Source organism: Cupriavidus sp. C3SS-1, assembly GCF_057073755.1.
Genome location: NZ_CP172701.1, coordinates 38404 through 57496, shown reverse-complemented (window position 1 = coordinate 57496; position 19093 = coordinate 38404). Strand labels below are relative to the sequence as shown.

Genomic DNA, 19093 nt, shown 5'->3' with positions numbered 1-19093 from the left:
GGGGTTTCAGAAGCCGTTTGTGCGATGACACAAGCAGGGCCTTCGCATTCCTTTGATGCGCATCAAGGTGGCCTTCCCCTCCTCACCTAGATTCCACTCCAACACTTGCGGATGTTCAGCCTGTCGGCTCCTACATTGGCATTCGTGTATGGGCCACCACAGGTGAATTCCGTAGCACGCTGTACATGTCTTCTTTCAGCAATTCATGTGAGGAAAGTAACGATGAAAAAGGAAATTCTCATTCCCGTTCTGTCGGCGTTCGCACTTTCTACCGTTCCAGCGCTAGCGCAGCAAGCAAAGCCTGCGAGCAAGAGCAGTCAAGCCACACAAGAGAAGGTCAACGTTTCCGAGTTCGACAAGCAGGCGGCACAGGTCCAGGAGAACATCAAGAAGCTGCAAGAAGAAATGGACAAGATTCGGCAGACCCAGGACCCAAAGGAACGGCAGAAGCTGCTTGAAGCCCACGGCGTGACTTTGCAGAGCACGATGGGCATGATGCGTGGGCTATGGGGGCCGGGAATGATGGGCGGGCCGGGTAGGCGGGGTGGAGGCATGATGGGCGGCCCGGGAATGCACGGTGGGGGCACGATGGGCGGGCCGATGATGGGGTGGCAAAACATGGGAGGCTACTACTCAAAGCTCACGCCCGAGCAACTGAGAGAGCGGCAGTACATGTCAGACCAGTATATGGACCTCCACTACATGATGATGGAGCAGATGATGCTGAACCATCAAATGTGGAGGCAGATGCCACGGTAGCCTCCTCAGGATTGTCAACCATGGACAAAGCAGCGTCCGGGCAGGTACGTCCGTTCTGGTCGCCCCTTCTTGCTGGTGTTGCGCTCGGGATGGTGTTGCTCTTGGCCTTTCTGCTGACTGGCCACGGACTCGGTGCATCCGGGTTCGCAGTTCGTCTGGCAGCGTGGCTGGGCGGGGAGTTCGCGCCCGACGTCACGCGAAGCAACGAATACCTTGGTCCTCTCCTTGAATCCGGTCACCCGCTCTCGAACTGGATTACCTGGGAAGTCCTCGGTGTAGCGCTAGGGGCGCTCTGCGCGAGCTGGAGCGCTGGCCGGTTTCGCATCCGTCTTGATGGAAGTCGACCGTATGGAGGCGTAGGGAGGGGAGTTCTAGCTGTTTTTGGCGGCGCGCTTTCGGGATTTGGCGCCCGCGTCGCATCGGGATGCACGAGCGGGATGGGGCTTTCAGGCTCCGCGGTCCTTGGTGTGGCAGGTTTTATATTTCTGCTGGCGTTCTTTATCGCGGGCCTCATCGTGAGTCGCCTGGTGAAGGGAGGTCCCCAATGAACTTTCCTACAAACGAAATTGGGCTTGCGTCGGGGCTTTTGTGCGGATTCCTGTTTGGATACGTACTGGAGAACGCTGGGTTCGGAAGCCCTTGCAAGTTGACTGCGCAGTTCAGACTCTCCGACTGGTCTGTTTTCAAGGTGATGTTCACGGCTATCGTCGTCGCAGCCATTGCGATACATGTAATCACGCTCAATGGCATCCTTGATCAGAGCAAAATCTTTGTCCCTCCCGCTTATCTCGGCGCTGTGGCGATTGGGGGAGCCATGCTTGGAGCCGGCTTCGCAGTCGGTGGCTACTGCCCCGGTACCTCTGTAGTCGGCCTATTCTCCGGGCGGGTGGATGCACTCCTCTTTGGCGTCGGCATGGTCATCGGGACAGCTTCATTTGCGTTGTTCTTTCCGGTGGTCGGAGGCTGGACGAGTTTGGGTGACACAGGCGGGAAGGATACGTTGCCAGATGCGCTGGGGGTGCCCACGTGGCTGGTCCTGGCGGCGCTGATTTCCTTCGCGTTCCTGCTGTTCATACTCGGGGAAAAATTCGAGCAACGCTTTCATGGGCCCATGACCGCTAAACAGGTAATGGGTGCAGATGAATCAGACAACGTCGCTCCATCAACTGGAGTACAGATATGAAATCAGCGAACATTCCCAGGCAAAGATTGGCTCAAGCGGTTCAGGCGCTTGCTGTCGCAATGAGTTGTGCAGCGACTGCTCCCCCCGCCATTGCTGCCGACACGGCGGCACAACGGGGGAGCAGTGCACCTCAGGCCGGAAGCGGGCAGACGACCAGCCCATGCGGGCCAAAAGGTCAGACCAAGTCGGGTACCTCAGGGAGCCCATGTGCTCCGGTTCAACGTGGTACCGGGCAGAACCCATGCGCGCCTGCAAAGGCTCGCAGTTCAGCTACCCAAGGTAGCCCCTGCGCCCCCGGTCGGTAGAAAGCTATGGCGGCAAGCGATGTGCACCGGCGCTATCGAGCGGCGGAGAGTTTGCTAGGTGTCCAGACCACCTATGCCGCGGACGGCAGAAATGTTGCACTTGCCGCCCTCGCTGGTAGCAGCACCTTCGTGGAATGGAACCATTATCCCGCCGCAGATATCCGGGACAAGGAAACAGGGGCAGTTGCCTACTACCACGCTCACTCTGCTGTGGAGCGACTGAAGGATGAGCACGGCCACTTCCACATTTTTGTTTCTAGCGGTGACAAAGAGCGACGAGGAATTGGAACCGGATACAGTCATCTCATCGGAATCTCCGTCACGGCAAGGGGCGAGGCCCTGCGGTTGTTCACGACGAACCGCTGGGTCACCGGCGAGGACTGGATTCCCGCCTCACGTCTGGCAGAGCTATCGGAAGGCTTTGGCCTTGTCACCACAGGAAGACTGGCTCCGGTGGCACGATGGTTGACCGCAATGACGCGCATTTACAGCGCCGATATCGGAGCATTGTTGGAGGACCGCGATGCCATCATTGCGGCACATGCGCGCCGCAATGGGACAGAGGCAGCTCTGGAGGACAGGAGCATCCATATCATTACCGAGAAGCCCGTGAATGTTCCTGAACGCTTGCTGCAAATCGATGCGGATTTCAGTGGTCGAGGGGCTGAGGGTGCGACGCAAGAAGGAGACTCACCGTGCGAAGATTTGGCCTGTTCTTGATTGGACTGACCTTGACCGGTTCGGCGCTTGCCCTCGAATTGCCGGGGCCTGTTGTCAATGCCGAGTGGCTTGCACAACATAGTCGTGATGTGCAGATTGTTGATGTTCGCAGCGAAACGAAATCGTTTGCGTCTCAACCTGTCTACGAGACGGATGCGAAGACTGGGCACAAGGTAATGGTTGCGGCAGGAGGTCATATTCCCGGCGCACTACTCGTTGACTTCCAAACCATCCGAGTTGACCGGAAGATTGGAAACTTGGTTGTGAAGTTTATGAACCCCGAGAAAGCCGATTTCGAAAGGTTGATGCAAACTGCTGGCGTGGTAGCCAACAAGCCTATTGTCCTCATGTCAATGAGTGAGAATGCTTCTGATGTGGACCAGGCGACCAGGCTTTACTGGCAATTCAAGTACTACGGCGAGAAGAACCTGGCCGTTCTCGACGGTGGGCTGGCAGGCTGGCTTAAGGAGGGGCGTGCCGTGAGCAATGCAGCCATTTCCCCGGCCAAAGGGAACTGGGTCAGCACAGGCGGAAACAAGAATCTGCTGGCGGACTCAGAAGACGTGGCACGAGCAGTCAAGGACGAGCGGACGCAGTTGGTGGATGCTCGGGACCTGCCGCAGTTCTACGGACTCGTAAAGCGCGCCGATGTTAAGGCCTATGGGCACATCCCGGGCGCTCGTGCGTTCCCTCTGGATGTTCAGGTAAGGACCGAGGGTGGTGTTGCGAAGTTTCTGTCGCCGGCTGCCTACAAGGCCATCTTCGAGCAGTCCGGAGTCCGGACAGCAGGCCCCACCATTACCTACTGCAACACGGGACATCTGGGCTCCGGAGCATGGTTTGTCATGTCGGAAATCCTCGGGATTCCCCAGGTCCGCTTGTATGACGGCTCGATGATTGAATGGGCGCTGGAGAATAGGCCGACGGTAAGTGTTCAGGAACACTAGAAACTGCTCGCGCGTTACACACTGATGTGTAAGCCCTGCCCGGAAAGAATGAGTGAGGGGGCCTCGGGCGGCCCGCCTGCATGCTGGCGGGCCGGTACATGCGCACTAGCAACCTTGCGCGCTTGAGCGGGAACTCGGACAGCGTTCCAACCGCATCAGGACGAAAATTCGTCAAAAGCCGCGAGCGCATGCGTGGCATACATCATCGAAGGCCCACCACCCATATACACGGCGGTTCCCAACACCTCCTCCAATTCGGTCCGAGTGGTGCCCACTTGATGAGCGCCTGGATATGAAAGCCGATGCAGTCATCGCAGCGGCCTGCGACCGCGATACCCAGTGCTCGCGCAGGCGGCGCATTTGCGCCGACACATCTTTGACCACAGTCCTGAATTCGGGCATACCACTCATAAAAACCCTTCATCTGGCAATTGCGCAGGGCGCGTGATAAGTGTTCGAGGGGGCCGAGCAGCCCTGAGGCTGTCAGGCTGGCTGAATTGAAGTTACTTCGCGTCAGACTTCGATGCCGCGCATGTCTTCACGCCAAAAATACTGTAGGCAGGACAGACGCGCACGATACCTGTCAGCAGTGGGAGGATGCCAATCCAGCCCCAGGCACCCACGCGGCCGGTCGCGGCCAGGCCAATCAAAATCAGTCCAATTACAATTCGGAGGACTCGGTCAACAGTCCCAACATTTGCTTGCATGGCTGCCTCGTTGGCAATAATGAAATTGTGCGAACGGACGGCGGGCGGGATTGGATCCAACACTACCCTTGGGGAACTCTTTTACTCTGGCTTCGATCTCGATGATCGGTCATGATCCAGCGCAAACCTCTGCGAAGTGATCGAGGCGCTTGCCGGGCTAGCGTGCGTCCTTCGGCCTGTCGCCCTTTGGCCAGTCTTTAGCCTTGGCGGCATAATCGGGCCTCGGCTGTTGCGTAAAGTAGGCGGCAACGTCGACGGCGTCCTGCGCTGACAGCGTTCCGCCCTGGCCAAATGGCATGTTGTGCTTCACGTACGCAGCTGCGGTGTACATGCGCGCCATCCTGGCTCCCACGTTGAAGGAATCCTGCCCCAGACCGGCGGGAAGATATAACCCCCTCGCGGGTTCTTCGTGCCCTGGCCTTAGGCACCATGGCAGGACGCGCATTGCGCGGTGTAAATGCTCTTGCCATGTACCGGGTCCGGCGTCAGTGACGTATCATCAATCGCCGACGGTACCTATGCCCGTGCCCGACGAAGCGTCGATTCCCAAGGGACCGATGGGGGATGCCATTAAGCGCGGCAAGGCACTGCTCACTGATACCCACAAGCAGCTACCCAAGAATCGCGCAGTGGAAAAGTCATCTCGCTGCAGGAACGCATCAACGACTGCTTCCAGCGCTCGATGAACGGCAAACCGCTGGCATTCGACTCGGCAGAAATGAATGCCATCAAACTTCTCGAAGCCTCTGCCGGCCACATTCGTGCTGGTCGGGACCCCCGTGGCGATATTCCGGAAAAGCGCCGGCCAGCCCACCCACGGCGATGCATAGGCAGTCGTCCCGGCATTCAGGTGGCAGCTCGTGCAGTTCAGGCCGTTACCGACATTCGATGTTTTCCATCGGTTCAACGTTTTCCCAGCGGTAGTGCAATCGGTTGCTGCGGCTTAGGCGCGCTGCAGGCTCGACTTCGCCCGCTCGAGGACTTCAAAGACCAGCATGCCTGCCAGCATGGCAGCGACAAATCCCACGGCCTTCGGGTATCCCGCCCCCAGGGCCACCAGCGCGGGGCCCGGGCAGAACCCGGCCAGACCCCAGCCGATGCCGAACACGGCGCTACCGAGTACCAGTCGAAGCGTCACGGTCGCGCTGGCCGGCAGTTGCACAGGCAACCCCAAGAATGAGCGCTTGCGCCGTTTCCCAACAATGAACGCAATGGTGCCGATAGCGATGGCGCCGACCATGACAAACGCCAGCGACGGGTCCCAGTTTCCAGCCAGGTCGAGAAAGCCCAATACCTTGGCCGGGTTGGCCATGCCGGAGACCATCAGGCCGACGCCGAAGAGCAGGCCTGCAAGCAGTGCAGTAATCGCGGCCATATCAGCCTCCAATCAAGTGCTGTTGCACGAAGACGGTTAGGAATCCCGCCACCATGAAGGTCAGGGTCGCGACCAGCGAGCGGATGGAGCCGCGCGAGATGCCACACACACCGTGGGCGGACAACGATCTGCAGCAGCGGTTGGCCGCCGATGGCATCGTACCGGCACGGCGCGATCCGCGCATCGAGATGGGCAAGGGGCCCGGCAATGAGATTGGCAACCTGCCGACGCGTTAGGCAACTGATGGCGGCAATGCAGTCCCGCGCGCTGGACGCTGCGCATAGTCAAGGAAGTGGCGCGGGTTCTGCAAATACGCGGAGGTTTTCAAGCGCCGTCCGGTTCGGCACCAGCTGGCTGAATCCGGCCTCAAGATCCGCAACGGCCAGGCGCGGATAGGGCAGGGAGCCCTGCAACATCGCCAGCCCTTCAGCGCCCGGATCATCGATGACGTCCATGCGGTCGATATGGATGTGCAGGCTCGCGATCCGGGGGTGCTCTTCCGTCCCGGTGAAACTCAGGCGGTAGTAGCCGCGGCCAACGCGCAACTTGCTTGCCGCCGTCTCGCGCATGGCGACCAGCCAGGGGATCGTCATGGCGCCGTCTTCCCATAATTGGTCATCGGCCAGGTAGTACGTGCGACAACGGTCGAACGTCAGCGCGAAATCCGATACGAGCGTCTTCGCAATGGCCGTTGCGCCCTCCGTTTTCGATGGAAAACTGATGGCGTCGGTATTGAGTGAAATCGTCAGCGACGCATTTTGCGCGAACGCTTGGTGGATGATGTCGGGCTGATTGTTGTCCTTGGCTTCGATGTACTGATTCAGCAAGGCTTCTGCCGTAGCCGGTGCGATCGTGGTCACGATGATCTCCAGGTCAAGGAAGAGGCGCGGGTAGCGGGCTGTTCCGATACCGGTTGCGCACGTTTGCTAGAATTTGATGCAAAGCTTGCTTAAAAAGCTAAGTGGAGCATACCGTGGCGTCCAAATTGTCCAGCACGTCCAGCAAGACCCTGACCATCACCAATCCGGCCTGTCTCGTCGACGGCTCCGATACCGAGTTTCGCCATCTCGTCAATGGCCTGCTGCCCTTTGCAGCGCGCCTGCTCACGGTGCGCGATGGCTTCGGCAGCCTGATCGGGCTCACCGGCGTACAGTATTCGCTGATCCGGTCGATCGCGCACTTGTCCCAGCAGGGCGACGTGACCGTGAACCAGCTTGCCGACCACCTGCACCTGAGCGGGCCCTTCATCACGATCGAAACCGGCAAGCTCAAGAAGCTCGGCCTGATCGACAAGAAGGCGGACCCCGAGGACCGTCGCAAGATGCGGCTGACGATCACGCCAGCCGGCACCAGGCTGCTTGGTGAACTGCTGCCCGTGCAGCAGCGCATCAACGACGTCTTGTTCGACGGCGTCACGCGCACGGAGTTCAAGGTGCTGTGCTCCATCGTCGACCGTCTCGTGGCCAACGGGGACCGCGCTGCGCTCGATCTCGATCATCTGCTCGCGCGCCGGCAGGCGGGGTAGCCAGCGACGCGCCGCCACCATCAGTGGTCGGCCCACTGAATCGTGCGCAGGTCGATGCCTTCCTTGTGCATGTCCCACAGCGGGCTCAGTTCACGCAGCTTGCCTACCGTAGCGTTGACAACGCGGATAACCTCGTCGACTTCCGCGTCCGTCGTAAAACGGCCCAGCGTGAAGCGGATCGAGCTATGCGCGAGTTCGTCGTTGCGGCCAAGCGCACGCAGCACGAATGACGGCTCCAGAGACGCCGACGTGCACGCCGAGCCCGATGACACCGCCACGCCTTTAATCCCCATGATCAGCGATTCCCCTTCGACATAATTGAAGCTGACGTTCAGGTTGTGCGGGATGCGGTGCGCGAGGGTGCCGTTGACGTAGACCTCTTCAAGCTGCGTGAGGCCGGCGAGCAGCCTGTCGCGCAGCGCGCCGACCCGGCGCGCTTCCTCCTCCAGTTCAAGCTGCGCAATCCGGAACGCTTCGCCCATGCCGACGATCTGGTGCGCCGGCAGCGTGCCCGAACGCATGCCGCGCTCGTGGCCGCCGCCGTGGATCTGCGCTTCGAGCCGGATCCTGGGTTTGCGGCGCACGTATAGCGCGCCGATGCCCTTGGGACCGTAGACCTTGTGCGCGGTCACGGTGAGCAGGTCGATCTTGAGCGCTTCAAGGTCGATTGCAATCTTGCCGGCAGCCTGCACCGCGTCGCAGTGAAAAACGACGCCCGCGGCGCGGCACATCTCCCCGATTTCCGCCACTGGCTGGATCACGCCAATCTCGTTGTTGACCATCATCACCGACACCAGGATGGTGTCCGGGCGCATCGCGCCGCGCAGTGCATCGAGGTCGATCAGGCCATCTTCGCGCACATCGAGATACGTCACCTCGAATCCCTGGCGTTCGAGTTCGCGGCACGTATCGAGCACGGCCTTGTGCTCGGTCTTCACCGTGATGATGTGTCGCCCTTTGCCACGGTAGAAATGCGCCGCGCCCTTGATGGCAAGGTTGTTGCCCTCCGTTGCGCCGGAGGTCCAGACGATCTCGCGCGGATCGGCATTCAACAGCGCGGCGACATGGGCGCGTGCGGTTTCCACGGCGTCTTCCGCGTGCCAGCCATACGCATGACTGCGCGAGGCCGGGTTGCCGAAGTGCTGGTGCAGGAAGGGAACCATTTTCTCGACGACGCGGACATCGACCGGCGTGGTCGCGCTGTAGTCCATATAGATCGGGAAGGTCTGGGGCTCGGCTTGCATAATGTTTCTGCTCTGGTGTCGGTAGGACGGGGCACGCGGCGAACGAAGGCTCGTGCCATGGCGCGAGCCGAGTCTAGCACCGGGAACGCGAAAATTTCCGACGCTCCATGCCGGCGATAGGGTTGTTGTCCGGTCACCGGCACACGCACGCCACGGCTCGCCGGTCAGGCGAAAAAGCCCGGAAATCCTTCTCTGGAAAGGTTCTCCGGGATGCATGTTTTCGCCGTCGACACAGCTTTCATCCGTCGTCTAGGTATTTCCACTAACTTGAATAGCCAACTTTATTAGCGTTGAATATTCCATAACAAACAAAGCTAACAACGAAAGCAAACGAGTCAGGTCGACAACATGCGTAGGAGTAGTGATGTCTGAGTCATCCGTTGTGGGCGGTATCGATCCCGATGCCCAACGCCATTTCCGCAGCACGCTGGCCATGTTCGCCACCGGTGTCGCCGTCATCACCGCGCCGCGGGAGCAGGGCTCGCCTGTGGGCATCACGGTGGCGTCGTTTAATTCCGTGTCGCTGGACCCGCCGCTGATCCTGTTCTCGGTGGATCGCCGTTGCCAGAGCCTGGACGACCTGTGCGCGACGCCGCGCTACGCGGTGAACGTGCTGGCCGAGGCGCAGCAGGATCTCTCGAACCGCTTTGCCCGTGCGAACTCGGGCAAGTGGGATGGCATCGACTTCGGCGCACGCGATGCGGCGACCCACGTGCTGCTGCCCGATGCGCTGGCCACGTTCGAGTGCGAGCCGTATGCACAGCACGATGGCGGCGACCACGTGATCTTCATCGGACGCGTCGTTCGCCACCGGGCCCGGCAGGACGGGCGCCCCCTGATCTTCTTTGGCGGCAAATACCGCGCGCTGGATCCCAGCCCGGCTGCCGCCTGATTCCACCACAAGCACCCAATCCAGCAGTCACCAGGAGAAAGAACATGGTCAAGACCGGTACCCAGCACATCGCCATGCTACGCGATGGACGCGAAGTCTATCTGGACGGCAAGCGCGTGACCGATGTCACCACGCATCCCGCCTTCCGCAATTCGATCGGCAGCTACGCGAGTCTCTATGACTTCCAGGCGCGGCCAGAGAACCTCGACCGGATGACATTCCAGCCAGAGGGCTCACCCAACGAGGTCAGCCGGATCTGGCAACTGCCAACCAGCTACGACGAACTGGTGCAGCGCCGCGATGCACTGGAGGCGTGGACCGAATTGCACTACGGCTTCATGGGCCGCTCGCCCGATCACGTCGCATCGTGCATTTCGGGCATGTACATGGGCATCGACGTGTTCGAGCGGGCGGATCCGAGGCGTGCCGGCGCGCTGCGCGACTACTACCGCTATGCGCGTGACAACGATCTGTTCCTGACCTATGTGATCGTGAACCCGCAGGCCAATCAGTCGAAGTCCGCGCATGAGCAGGAAGACAAGTTCCTGGCCGTGGGCATCGTCGACCAGGACGCGGAAGGCATCACCGTGCGCGGCGCGAAGATGCTGGCTACCAGCGGCATCATGGCCAACGAGGTGTTCTGCAGCTGCATCCAGCCGCTGCGCGAAGGCGACGAGATGTATGCGCTGTCGTTCGCGATCCCGATGAACACCAAGGGGCTGAAGGTGATGTCGCGCAAGTCGTACGAGGCCAATGCAACGTCGGTGTTCGACAACCCGCTCGCGAGCCGCTACGACGAGAACGACGCGGTGCTCTACTTCGACGACGTGAAGGTGCCGTGGGAGCGCGTCTTCGTCGCCGGCGATGTCGCGATGTGTTCAAAGCAGTTCCACGCCACGCCGGCGCACAGCTACCAGAACTACCAGTGCCAGGTGCGGCTGATGGTCAAGCTGCGCTTCCTGGTCGGCATCGCGCACAAGATCACCGAAGTCAACGGCACCAGCAATTTCCCGCAGGTCAAGGAGATGCTCGGCCAACTGGCCGCCGAGGCCGGCATGGTGGAGGCGTGGGTCTATGCGATGGAAGCCAAGGGCCAGATGGTCAACGGCTACTACGTGCCGGACCGCAGCATGCTGTACGGCTCGCAGGTGCTGACGCAGCAGCTCTACGCCAAGGTGCTCAATACGCTGCGCGAGCTGGCCGGCGGCGGCATGATCATGCTGCCCTCCAGCATCGATGACTTCGCCAACCCGGTGCTGGCCGAGATCATCGGCAAGACGCAGAAGTCGCCGGTCTGCAGCCCGGAGGAACGCGTCAAGTTCTTCAAGCTCGCGTGGGACGCCGTGGGTTCCGAGTTCGCATCGCGCCACAACCAGTACGAGATGTTCTATGCCGGCGCGTCCTTCGTCACGAAGGGCCATGCCTACCGCACATACGACTGGAAGCGCGCCGCGCACCTCGTCGACAACATGCTCGGCAGCTATTCGCTCGAAGCGGAACTGGGCGCGCTCGCACGCGCTGCCTGAGGCCGGTCCTTACCCCCTACTGAAGATCCACCCCACAAGGAGATGATCATGGCGATCAACAAGCTTCACGACGAATTCCACACGGTGGACCTGCAGTCCGGTTGGGAAGTGCCGCACGGCTATCCGGCCGGCATCCAGCAGAAGATCCTGTCCGGCGAACTCGACGAGCCGGGCCGCAGCGGCAGCCGTACGCGCCTGCTGCGCTTCGAGCCCGGTGTGTTCACGACCAAGCCGTTCGTGCATGAGTACTGGGAAGAGGTCTACCTCATCAGCGGCGACCTGACCGTTGGCAACGACGCGGAAGGCGAGGGTGGCGAAGCGTTCGTGCCCAACACCTACGCATGCCGCCCGCCCGGCGCATTCCACGGCCCGTTCAAGTCGAACACCGGCTGCATGCTGCTGGAAATCCACTATTACGACCCGGCCTGATCATGACTGCCACCGTACGAGCCGCCTTGCGGCAACTGGCTGACGGCAGCGCGAACGCCGCGTCGCTGCTGGCGTCCTGCGTGGAGCGCATCTGCAACCCGGGCGGTGAAGGCGCACGCGTCTTTCCACACGGCGTGAGCATGGCCGCGTGCAAGCAGGCGCATACGAGCGACCTGCTGCGCGAGTACGGCATCGCCGGTCCGCTCGCAGGGGTGCCCATCTCGGTCAAGGATCTGTTCGATGTGCAAGGCGATGTGACTCGGGCCGGTGCGCGCGTACTGCCGGAGCGTCCGGCTGTTGCCGACGCGGCGGCCATTGCACGGCTGCGGGCGGCTGGCGCGGTGCTTGTCGGGAGGACCAACATGACCGAATTCGCCTATTCGGGCGTCGGCATCAACCCGCACTACGGCACGCCGCGCAATCCGTACGGCCGCGCGTCGGAACTCATTCCGGGCGGCTCGTCGTCGGGCGCCGCGGTGTCGGTGACCGATGGCATGGCGCTGGCCGCGATCGGCTCGGATACGGGCGGCTCGTGCCGGATTCCGGCGGCACTGTGCGGCATTGCGGGCTTCAAGCCCACGGCAAGCCGTATTCCGCTGGACGGCGCCGTGCCGCTGTCATCGAGCTACGACTCCGTAGGCTGCCTGGCCAATACGGTCGCGTGCTGCGCCGACATCGACGCGGTGATGGCGGGCGAGGATACGACGCCACTGGTCGCCGCGCCGCTCGCCGGACTGCGCCTGGCCGTACCGGTCGGGCTCGTCTTCGAAGGCGTCAGCGATGAAGTGGCTGAGTCGTTCAGCCGTGCATTGCGGCAGCTTTCGGCCGCCGGCGCGCGGTTGCAGGATGTGCATTTTGACAGTTGGGACCACCTTGCCGAACTCGGCGCCAACGGCGGTCTGGTAGCGGCGGAGGCCAGCGCGTGGCATGCGGATCTGCTGGCGGAACAAGCAGGCGCCTATGACCCGCGCGTACTGTCGCGCATCCGCCTGGCCGATGCGCAGCGCGCTGCGGATTTCTTGCGCACGCTTCGCCGGCGCGCTGCGTTGTGCCTACAGGCCGATGCGGAGTTGGCTGGCTTCGACGCCGTCGTGCTGCCGACCGTACCGATCGTCGCGCCACGCATTGCCGACCTCGACGATGACGAAGCGTTCTTCCGCATCAACCGCCTGCTGCTGCGCAACCCGGCCATCGCCAACATGCTGGACCTTTGCTCGCTGTCGGTGCCGTGCCATCGCCGCGGCGAAGCGCCGGTCGGCCTGATGCTGTTCGGCCGCCACCTGAGCGACCGGCGGCTGCTGGCGATCGGTATGGCGGTGGAAGCCGCCCTGCAACGGTAGTCACAACGTATCCAGATTCCTCAAGAGATTCCACCCTGGAGTAGACAACATGCCTGCAATGCCTGCAATGCCTGCAATGCGAATGGGCGCGGCCGTCCTGGCCAGTGCCATGCTATGTGCCGCCACTGCGAAGGCCGCGGAATCGCCCCGGATCAGCGACGGGGTCGTCAAGATCGGCGTCCTCACCGACATGTCATCAATCTTCTCCGACATCGGCGGCAAGGGCTCGGTCGTGGCCGCCCAGATGGCTGCGGAGGACTTCGGCGGCAAGGTGCTGGGCGCTCCCGTACAGGTCGTCAGTGCCGATCACCAGAACAAGACCGATGTCGCCGCAACACTGGCGCGCGGCTGGTTCGACAACCAGAAGGTCGACGTGATCCAGGACGCGCTGCCGTCGTCGGTGGCACTGGCCGTGTCCAACCTCGGCAAGCTCAAGCACAAGATCGTCATGGCGAGCGGCGCGGGCACCACGCGCCTGAGCAACGAGGACTGTTCGCCTTACACGGTCCAGTATTCCTACGACACCTACGCGTTCGCTGCAAACACGGTCAAGGCGCTGACGAAGACGGGCGACAAGAGCTGGTACTTCCTGACGGTCGACTACGCGCTCGGCGCGTCGCTAGAGAAGGATGCGACCGACGCGCTGTCGGCGTCGGGTGGCAAGCTCGCGGGCAAGGCGAAGCACCCGATCAATTCGGCGGACCTGTCCTCGTACCTGCTGCAGGCGCAGGCATCGGGCGCGAAGGTCATCGGGCTCGCCAATGCCGGTGCCGATACCGTCAACGCGATCAAGACGGCCGCGGACTTCGGGATCGGCAATGGCGGCAGGCAGAAGCTCGCGGGGCTGCACATGTTCATCAGCGACATCCACAGCCTAGGGTTGCAGGCCGCGCAGGGCATGCTGCTCACGACGTCGTTCTACTGGGATCGCGACGATGCGACGCGCGCATGGTCAAAGCGCTTCTTCGAGCGGACCAAGCGCATGCCGACGCTGGTCCACGCCGGTGTGTACTCGTCGACGCTGCACTACCTCAAGGCCATCCAGGCCGCGCAGACCGACGACAGCGACGCCGTCATGGCGAAGATGCGCGAGACGCCCGTCAACGACTTCTTCGCGAAAGACGGCAGGATTCGCGCCGACGGCCTGATGGTGCACGACATGTACCTCGTCGAGGTCAAGCGCCCGGAAGAATCGAAGCGTCCGTGGGACTACTACAAGATCAAAAGCGTGATTCCCCCGAACGAAGCATTCCGCCCGCTCAGCGCCAGCGCCTGCACACTCGTGCACAAGTAAGCACTGTCCGTTCATCTCCCGAAACAGGATTCCGCCCCATCATGAAAACACTCAACTTCAATATCGACAGCCGCGACGGCCGTGACTGCGGCGCAAGCCGTGCCTTCAACATCCACCAACTCGTCGTCGCCGGATGGACCGGACGTGACGTCGCGGCCATGGAAGCCCATATTCGCGAACTGGAAGAACTCGGCGTCAAGCGTCCGCCTTACACGCCAGTCTTCTATCGCGTAGCCGCCGAGCGTCTCGGCGCGCCGGAGCAGATCCAGGTCAGCGGCCAGGCCAGCAGCGGCGAGGCAGAGTTCCTGCTGGTGAAGGATGGCGGCGAGGTGCTCGTCGGCATCGCATCCGACCATACCGACCGCGAGGTGGAGACCTACGGCATCACTGTGTCCAAGCAGATGTGCGAGAAGCCTTGTGCTGCGACCCTGTGGCGCCTGGCTGATGTGGAAGGACACTGGGATGCACTGATGCTGCGCTCATACGCGACCATCGACGGCGAGCGCGTGCTGTATCAGGAAGGCCCTGTGACGGCCATGCGGGCGCCCGTCGATCTGATCGCGCGGTTCGCCGAACATGGCGGCGAGTTTGCGGATGGCACCGCGATGCTGTGCGGCACCTTGCCGGCGATCGGCGGCATCAGGCCGGCCCAGCGCTTCGAGATCGAGCTGGAAGACCCGATCCTGGGCCGCACGCTGCGGCATGGCTACGAAGTCGTCTCGCTGCCGGTGCAGGGCTGATGCGCGCCCTGTATCGCGGGATTCCGCCACACTTCACCGGATCCGTCCATGCCTCATGAAGATCTGATTCTCGAAACCCGCAGCCTGGCGAAGTCCTTTCGGGGCTTCACCGCTGTGAACGGGGTCAACTTGCGCGTGCGCCGCGGCTCGATCCATGCGCTGATCGGGCCCAACGGTGCCGGCAAGACTACCTGCTTCAATCTGCTCACCAAGTTCCTGGAGCCGACCACCGGCACCATCCTCTTCAACGGCATCGACATCACGCGCGAAAAGCCCGCGCAGATCGCGCGCCGCGGTGTGATCCGCTCGTTCCAGATCTCGGCCGTGTTCCCGCACCTGACGGTGATGGAGAACGTGCGTATCGGGTTGCAGCGTCAGCTTGGCACCGCGTACCAGTTCTGGCGCAGCGAGCGTTCGCTGGACGTGCTCAACGATCGTGCGATGGGGCTGCTCGACCAGGTTGGCCTGACCGAGTTCGCGCAGGCCGTCACGGTGAACCTGCCGTACGGGCGCAAGCGCGCGCTTGAGATTGCCACGACGCTTGCAATGGAACCCGAGCTGATGCTGCTCGACGAGCCGACGCAGGGCATGGGCCACGAGGACGTGGACCGTGTCACGCAGCTGATCAAGAAGGTATCGGCGGGCCGCACCATCCTGATGGTCGAGCACAACATGAACGTGGTGTCGTCGATCGCCGACAAGATCACGGTGCTCCAGCGTGGCGCCATCCTGGCCGAAGGTCCGTATGCGGAAGTCTCGAAAGACCCGCGCGTGATGGAGGCATACATGGGCACCGCGGACGCCGAGTTGCAGGGCGCGCACTGAGGAGGCCATCGACATGACGACATCCAACGTACCCGCGCTTGAAATCAAGGACCTGCACGCCTGGTACGGCGAATCGCACATCCTGCACGGCGTGGACCTGACCGTGAACCGCGGCGAAGTGGTCACGCTGCTGGGCCGCAATGGCGCGGGCCGCACCACGACGCTGCGCGCGATCATGGGCCTCACTGGAGCGCGCAAAGGCTCGATCAAGGTCAACGGCCACGAGACCATTAGACTGCCCACGCACAAGATCGCGCACTACGGCATCGGCTACTGCCCCGAAGAACGCGCGATTTTCTCTAGCCTGTCGTGCGAAGAGAACCTGATGCTGCCACCGGTGCTCGAGGGCGCGGACAGCAGCAAGGGCTTGAGCGAGGCCGAGATCTACGAGATGTTCCCGAACCTGAAGGAGCGCCGCCAGAGCCAGGGCACGCGTCTGTCGGGCGGCGAACAGCAGATGCTCGCCGTGGGCCGCATCCTGCGCACAGGCGCGAACCTGCTGCTGCTCGACGAGATCTCGGAAGGTCTGGCGCCAGTGATCGTGCAGGCGCTCGCTCGCATGATCCTGATGCTCAAGAAGAAGGGCTACACGGTGGTGATGGTGGAGCAGAACTTCCGCTTCGCCGCGCCGCTGGCTGACCGTTTTTATGTGATGGAGCACGGCGGCATTGTCGAGCGCTTCGCAGAGAGCGAGCTGCAGGCGAAGATGCCCGTGCTCAATGAATTGCTGGGCGTATAAGGACCCATAGGGGACATTTCATGGAACTGTTCAATATCCCGATTTCCGTGCTGCTGTCCCAGCTTTTGCTGGGGCTTGTCAACGGCGCGTTCTATGCGATGCTGAGCCTTGGGCTGGCCGTGATCTTCGGCCTGCTCAATGTCATCAACTTTGCGCACGGCGCGCTGTTCATGCTCGGCGCGCTGCTCGCGTGGGGCGGCATGGCATATGCCGGGCTCAGCTATTGGGCCATGCTGCTGCTGTCGCCGCTGGTGGTCATGGCGCTCGGTGTCGTCATCGAGAAGACGATGCTGCGCTGGATCTACAAGCTCGATCACATCTACGGCTTGCTGCTCACGCTCGGTATCACGCTCGTGATCGAAGGCGTGTTCCGCTCGACCTATGGTGTCTCAGGCCTGCCATACGCGCCGCCTTCCGTGCTGCAGGGCGCGACCGACCTAGGGTTCATGCGCCTGCCGAACTACCGCGCCTGGGTCGTCGCCGCATCCCTCGGGGCGTGCCTCAGCACGTGGTACTTGATCGAGAAGACCAAGGTGGGCAGCTTCCTGCGCGCCGGCACCGAGAACGCCAAGGTCGTCGAAGCGTTCGGCGTCAACGTACCGCTGATGGTCACCATGACCTACGGCTTCGGTGTCGCGCTGGCGGCGTTTGCGGGCGTGCTCGCCGCGCCGGTGATGCAGGTTTCGCCGCTGATGGGGCAGAACCTGATCATCGTTGTCTTCGCGGTGGTGGTGATCGGCGGCATGGGCTCGATCACAGGATCGATCTTGACCGGTCTCGGGCTTGGCGTGATCGAAGGCCTGACCAAGATGGTCTATCCCGAAGCATCGTCGACGGTGGTGTTCATCATCATGGCGCTGGTGTTGATGGTGCGCCCCGCTGGGCTGTTCGGAAAGGAGAAATGATGCAAGAACCATCGATGACTGCAGTGGTGCTCCAGCCGCAGGCGCCTGTGTGGCGCGTGTCGAAAGCGGCGTTGTACGGCCTGCTTCTAGTTGCACTGGTCGCTGCGCCATTCGCTGGCGCGTATCCGGTATTCGTGCTGAAGGTGCTGTGCTTTGCGCTGTTTGCGTGTGCGTTCAACCTGCTGATCGGCTACACGGGGTTGTTGTCGTTCGGACATGCCGCATTCCTGGGCGGCGCCGGCTATGTCGCGGGACATGCGATGAAGGCCTGGGGGGTGACGCCGGAAGTGGGGCTGCTGCTTGGCACGGGCACCGGCGCGCTGATCGGGCTGGTGATGGGTATGCTGGCCATTCGTCGGCAAGGCATTTATTTCGCGATGATCACGCTGGCGCTTGCGCAAATGCTGTACTTCCTCTGTCTGCAGGCACCATTCACAGGAGGCGAGGATGGCCTGCAAGGCATCCCGCGCGGCCGGCTGTTTGGTGTGCTGTCGCTGGAGAACGACCTCATGCTGTATTACGTGGCACTGGCGATCGTGGTGGCGGCGTTCGTGCTGATCGTCCGCACCGTGCATTCTCCGTTCGGCCAGTTCCTGAAGGCGATCAAGGAGAACGAGCCGCGCGCGGTGTCGTTAGGCTACGACGTGGATCGCTTCAAGCTCTCCGCATTCGTGCTGTCGGCGGCGCTGTCTGGCCTGGCCGGCTCGCTCAAGGCGCTGGTGCTCGGCTTCGAGACATTGACCGACGTGCATTGGTCGATGTCAGGCGCCGTGATCCTGATGACGCTGGTTGGCGGCCTCGGCACGCTTTCCGGGCCGATTGTCGGCGCGTTCGTGATTGTCGCGCTGGAGAACAAGCTCGGCGATCTCGGGAGCTATCTGGCTGCGGCAACCGGTGTGGAGTGGTTCAACGGCCTGGGTGAATCGGTATCGATGGTGACTGGCCTGATCTTCGTGCTGTGCGTACTGACGTTCCGCAAGGGCATCGTCGGACAGTTCAGCGGGGGAGGGCGCGAACGCGGATAGGGGGGCGTCGGCCTCATGCACGCTTGATGCCCTTCTCGAGCAGCAAGGCGGTATTGACCAGCGCGATATGCGACAGCGCCTGCGGAAAGTTGCCAGCCATGCGGTGCCTGGCAGAGTCGTACTCCTCCGACAGGAGACCGACGTCGTTGCGCAGCAGGAGCAGTCGCTCGAACAGTTCGTGCGCTTGCTGCCAGCGCCCGGCCATGGCATAGGCGTCCGCGAGCCAGAAGCTGCAGGCAAGGAAGGTTGGCTCGCTACCGGGCAGGCCGTCCTCGGTGCGGGACGGCAGGTACCGGCGCACCAGCCCGTTCGCGAGCAATTCCTTCTCGATGGCCTCGATCGTGCCGAGCATGCGCGGATCCTTGCCATCGATGAAGCCCACCATCGGCAGCAGGAGCAGACTTGCATCGGTGGTGTTGCCGCCATAGGTCTGGACGAAGCTGTTGCACTTTGTGCTGAAGCCGTTCGCCAGCACGTCGGCGTGGATGGCGTCTCGCACCGTGCGCCAGCGCGACGCCGGACCTTGCCAGTCGTGCATCTCGACGTTCTTGATGGAGACCGCGCCAAAGCGGGGGCTGACGACCGGCCCCCTCCTGAGAGGCCAATGAGGCAC

Annotated in this window: 21 protein-coding genes and 4 pseudogenes; 17 read left to right on the top strand and 8 right to left on the bottom strand. The window is 62.1% G+C overall.

Annotated elements, in window-relative coordinates; genetic code table 11:
- Window positions 1–222: 222 nt before the first annotated feature.
- From ACIGJC_RS28770 to ACIGJC_RS28750, 5 genes are all read left to right on the top strand, one after another.
- A complete protein-coding gene (locus ACIGJC_RS28770) occupies window positions 223–759 on the top strand; it encodes a hypothetical protein (protein ID WP_483714918.1) in 537 nt (178 codons plus the stop codon).
- 20 nt (window positions 760–779) lie between these two features.
- Window positions 780–1307: a YeeE/YedE thiosulfate transporter family protein gene (locus ACIGJC_RS28765; RefSeq protein WP_483714916.1), complete on the top strand. Its 528-nt coding sequence runs from the start codon at window positions 780–782 to the stop codon at window positions 1305–1307.
- A complete protein-coding gene (locus ACIGJC_RS28760) occupies window positions 1304–1942 on the top strand; it encodes a DUF6691 family protein (RefSeq protein WP_483714914.1) in 639 nt (212 codons plus the stop codon). The genes ACIGJC_RS28765 and ACIGJC_RS28760 overlap by 4 nt, the downstream gene beginning before the upstream one ends.
- A gap of 311 nt (window positions 1943–2253) precedes the next feature.
- Window positions 2254–2967 (top strand): DUF6969 family protein, encoded by a 714-nt coding sequence (locus ACIGJC_RS28755; RefSeq protein WP_483714912.1) that lies wholly within the window; start codon window positions 2254–2256, stop codon window positions 2965–2967.
- Window positions 2943–3914 carry a sulfurtransferase gene (locus ACIGJC_RS28750; RefSeq protein ID WP_483714910.1) on the top strand — a complete coding sequence of 324 codons (972 nt, stop codon included), beginning with the start codon at window positions 2943–2945 and terminating at the stop codon, window positions 3912–3914. The genes ACIGJC_RS28755 and ACIGJC_RS28750 overlap by 25 nt, the downstream gene beginning before the upstream one ends.
- A 155-nt stretch (window positions 3915–4069) precedes the next feature.
- Here ACIGJC_RS28750 and ACIGJC_RS28745 read toward each other — a convergent pair.
- The 3 genes and pseudogenes from ACIGJC_RS28745 to ACIGJC_RS28735 form a co-directional block, all read right to left on the bottom strand.
- Window positions 4070–4260 (bottom strand): annotated as a pseudogene (locus tag ACIGJC_RS28745) (carboxymuconolactone decarboxylase family protein); the annotation flags it as partial.
- A gap of 157 nt (window positions 4261–4417) precedes the next feature.
- Window positions 4418–4621 (bottom strand): YgaP family membrane protein, encoded by a 204-nt coding sequence (locus ACIGJC_RS28740; RefSeq protein ID WP_483714909.1) that lies wholly within the window; start codon window positions 4619–4621, stop codon window positions 4418–4420.
- A gap of 157 nt (window positions 4622–4778) precedes the next feature.
- Window positions 4779–5119, bottom strand: a pseudogene (locus tag ACIGJC_RS28735) (c-type cytochrome); the annotation flags it as partial.
- A gap of 127 nt (window positions 5120–5246) precedes the next feature.
- Here ACIGJC_RS28735 and ACIGJC_RS28730 point away from each other — a divergent pair.
- Window positions 5247–5351 (top strand): annotated as a pseudogene (locus ACIGJC_RS28730) (c-type cytochrome); the annotation flags it as partial.
- Between the two features lie 213 nt (window positions 5352–5564).
- Here the strand turns inward: ACIGJC_RS28730 and ACIGJC_RS28725 are convergent.
- The 3 genes and pseudogenes from ACIGJC_RS28725 to ACIGJC_RS28715 all read right to left on the bottom strand — a co-directional run bounded on the left by ACIGJC_RS28725 (window position 5565) and on the right by ACIGJC_RS28715 (window position 6856).
- Window positions 5565–5996 (bottom strand): DUF6691 family protein, encoded by a 432-nt coding sequence (locus tag ACIGJC_RS28725; protein WP_483714908.1) that lies wholly within the window; start codon window positions 5994–5996, stop codon window positions 5565–5567.
- Between the two features lies 1 nt (window position 5997).
- Window positions 5998–6117 (bottom strand): annotated as a pseudogene (locus tag ACIGJC_RS28720) (YeeE/YedE family protein); the annotation flags it as partial.
- A 163-nt stretch (window positions 6118–6280) separates the two neighbouring features.
- Window positions 6281–6856: a hypothetical protein gene (locus ACIGJC_RS28715; RefSeq protein ID WP_483714906.1), complete on the bottom strand. Its 576-nt coding sequence runs from the start codon at window positions 6854–6856 to the stop codon at window positions 6281–6283.
- 113 nt (window positions 6857–6969) lie between these two features.
- Here ACIGJC_RS28715 and ACIGJC_RS28710 point away from each other — a divergent pair, with 113 nt between their 5' ends.
- Window positions 6970–7521, top strand: a complete 552-nt coding sequence (locus ACIGJC_RS28710; protein WP_483714905.1) for a MarR family winged helix-turn-helix transcriptional regulator — start codon at window positions 6970–6972, stop codon at window positions 7519–7521.
- A 20-nt stretch (window positions 7522–7541) separates the two neighbouring features.
- Here the strand turns inward: ACIGJC_RS28710 and ACIGJC_RS28705 are convergent, their stop codons facing one another.
- Window positions 7542–8765 (bottom strand): IscS subfamily cysteine desulfurase, encoded by a 1224-nt coding sequence (locus ACIGJC_RS28705; RefSeq protein ID WP_483714903.1) that lies wholly within the window; start codon window positions 8763–8765, stop codon window positions 7542–7544.
- A 364-nt stretch (window positions 8766–9129) separates the two neighbouring features.
- Here ACIGJC_RS28705 and ACIGJC_RS28700 point away from each other — a divergent pair, with 364 nt between their 5' ends.
- From ACIGJC_RS28700 to ACIGJC_RS28655, 10 genes are all read left to right on the top strand, one after another.
- Window positions 9130–9657 (top strand): flavin reductase family protein, encoded by a 528-nt coding sequence (locus ACIGJC_RS28700; protein WP_483714901.1) that lies wholly within the window; start codon window positions 9130–9132, stop codon window positions 9655–9657.
- Window positions 9658–9701: 44 nt separating this feature from the next.
- Window positions 9702–11183, top strand: coding sequence for a 4-hydroxyphenylacetate 3-hydroxylase family protein (locus tag ACIGJC_RS28695; protein ID WP_483714900.1), 1482 nt, complete (start codon window positions 9702–9704; stop codon window positions 11181–11183).
- A 48-nt stretch (window positions 11184–11231) separates the two neighbouring features.
- Window positions 11232–11612 (top strand): cupin domain-containing protein, encoded by a 381-nt coding sequence (locus ACIGJC_RS28690; RefSeq protein WP_483714898.1) that lies wholly within the window; start codon window positions 11232–11234, stop codon window positions 11610–11612.
- A gap of 2 nt (window positions 11613–11614) precedes the next feature.
- Complete coding sequence (locus tag ACIGJC_RS28685) at window positions 11615–12952, top strand: amidase (protein ID WP_483714896.1); 1338 nt, start codon at window positions 11615–11617, stop codon at window positions 12950–12952.
- A 67-nt stretch (window positions 12953–13019) separates the two neighbouring features.
- Window positions 13020–14246 carry an ABC transporter substrate-binding protein gene (locus ACIGJC_RS28680; protein ID WP_483714894.1) on the top strand — a complete coding sequence of 409 codons (1227 nt, stop codon included), beginning with the start codon at window positions 13020–13022 and terminating at the stop codon, window positions 14244–14246.
- Between the two features lie 41 nt (window positions 14247–14287).
- Window positions 14288–14986: a DUF2848 domain-containing protein gene (locus ACIGJC_RS28675; protein ID WP_483714893.1), complete on the top strand. Its 699-nt coding sequence runs from the start codon at window positions 14288–14290 to the stop codon at window positions 14984–14986.
- A gap of 48 nt (window positions 14987–15034) precedes the next feature.
- The gene (locus ACIGJC_RS28670; protein WP_483714892.1) at window positions 15035–15811 is read left to right on the top strand and encodes an ABC transporter ATP-binding protein; all 777 of its coding nucleotides are present in this window, start codon (window positions 15035–15037) and stop codon (window positions 15809–15811) included.
- A 13-nt stretch (window positions 15812–15824) separates the two neighbouring features.
- Window positions 15825–16550 carry an ABC transporter ATP-binding protein gene (locus tag ACIGJC_RS28665; RefSeq protein ID WP_483714890.1) on the top strand — a complete coding sequence of 242 codons (726 nt, stop codon included), beginning with the start codon at window positions 15825–15827 and terminating at the stop codon, window positions 16548–16550.
- Window positions 16551–16570: 20 nt separating this feature from the next.
- Window positions 16571–17455, top strand: coding sequence for a branched-chain amino acid ABC transporter permease (locus tag ACIGJC_RS28660; protein ID WP_483714889.1), 885 nt, complete (start codon window positions 16571–16573; stop codon window positions 17453–17455).
- A gap of 14 nt (window positions 17456–17469) precedes the next feature.
- Entirely contained in the window at window positions 17470–18480 is a 1011-nt protein-coding gene (locus tag ACIGJC_RS28655; protein ID WP_483715185.1) for a branched-chain amino acid ABC transporter permease, read from the top strand.
- 13 nt (window positions 18481–18493) lie between these two features.
- On the opposite strand, the gene ACIGJC_RS28650 is transcribed toward ACIGJC_RS28655, so the two are convergent.
- Window positions 18494–19018, bottom strand: a complete 525-nt coding sequence (locus ACIGJC_RS28650; RefSeq protein ID WP_483714888.1) for a glycoside hydrolase family 15 protein — start codon at window positions 19016–19018, stop codon at window positions 18494–18496.
- Window positions 19019–19093: the final 75 nt, after the last annotated feature.

Excerpts from the sequence above, each read along its gene's own strand:
- ACIGJC_RS28770 (WP_483714918.1), top strand. The coding sequence starts at position 223 with ATGAAAAAGGAAATTCTCATTCCCGTTCTGTCGGCGTTCGCACTTTCT.
- ACIGJC_RS28765 (WP_483714916.1), top strand. The coding sequence starts at position 780 with ATGGACAAAGCAGCGTCCGGGCAGGTACGTCCGTTCTGGTCGCCCCTT.
- ACIGJC_RS28760 (WP_483714914.1), top strand. The coding sequence starts at position 1,304 with ATGAACTTTCCTACAAACGAAATTGGGCTTGCGTCGGGGCTTTTGTGC.
- ACIGJC_RS28755 (WP_483714912.1), top strand. The coding sequence starts at position 2,254 with ATGGCGGCAAGCGATGTGCACCGGCGCTATCGAGCGGCGGAGAGTTTG.
- ACIGJC_RS28740 (WP_483714909.1), bottom strand. The coding sequence starts at position 4,621 with ATGCAAGCAAATGTTGGGACTGTTGACCGAGTCCTCCGAATTGTAATT.
- ACIGJC_RS28725 (WP_483714908.1), bottom strand. The coding sequence starts at position 5,996 with ATGGCCGCGATTACTGCACTGCTTGCAGGCCTGCTCTTCGGCGTCGGC.
- ACIGJC_RS28705 (WP_483714903.1), bottom strand. The coding sequence starts at position 8,765 with ATGCAAGCCGAGCCCCAGACCTTCCCGATCTATATGGACTACAGCGCG.
- ACIGJC_RS28700 (WP_483714901.1), top strand. The coding sequence starts at position 9,130 with ATGTCTGAGTCATCCGTTGTGGGCGGTATCGATCCCGATGCCCAACGC.
- ACIGJC_RS28695 (WP_483714900.1), top strand. The coding sequence starts at position 9,702 with ATGGTCAAGACCGGTACCCAGCACATCGCCATGCTACGCGATGGACGC.
- ACIGJC_RS28690 (WP_483714898.1), top strand. The coding sequence starts at position 11,232 with ATGGCGATCAACAAGCTTCACGACGAATTCCACACGGTGGACCTGCAG.
- ACIGJC_RS28685 (WP_483714896.1), top strand. The coding sequence starts at position 11,615 with ATGACTGCCACCGTACGAGCCGCCTTGCGGCAACTGGCTGACGGCAGC.
- ACIGJC_RS28680 (WP_483714894.1), top strand. The coding sequence starts at position 13,020 with ATGCCTGCAATGCGAATGGGCGCGGCCGTCCTGGCCAGTGCCATGCTA.
- ACIGJC_RS28675 (WP_483714893.1), top strand. The coding sequence starts at position 14,288 with ATGAAAACACTCAACTTCAATATCGACAGCCGCGACGGCCGTGACTGC.
- ACIGJC_RS28670 (WP_483714892.1), top strand. The coding sequence starts at position 15,035 with ATGCCTCATGAAGATCTGATTCTCGAAACCCGCAGCCTGGCGAAGTCC.
- ACIGJC_RS28665 (WP_483714890.1), top strand. The coding sequence starts at position 15,825 with ATGACGACATCCAACGTACCCGCGCTTGAAATCAAGGACCTGCACGCC.
- ACIGJC_RS28660 (WP_483714889.1), top strand. The coding sequence starts at position 16,571 with ATGGAACTGTTCAATATCCCGATTTCCGTGCTGCTGTCCCAGCTTTTG.
- ACIGJC_RS28655 (WP_483715185.1), top strand. The coding sequence starts at position 17,470 with ATGACTGCAGTGGTGCTCCAGCCGCAGGCGCCTGTGTGGCGCGTGTCG.
- ACIGJC_RS28650 (WP_483714888.1), bottom strand. The coding sequence starts at position 19,018 with ATGCACGACTGGCAAGGTCCGGCGTCGCGCTGGCGCACGGTGCGAGAC.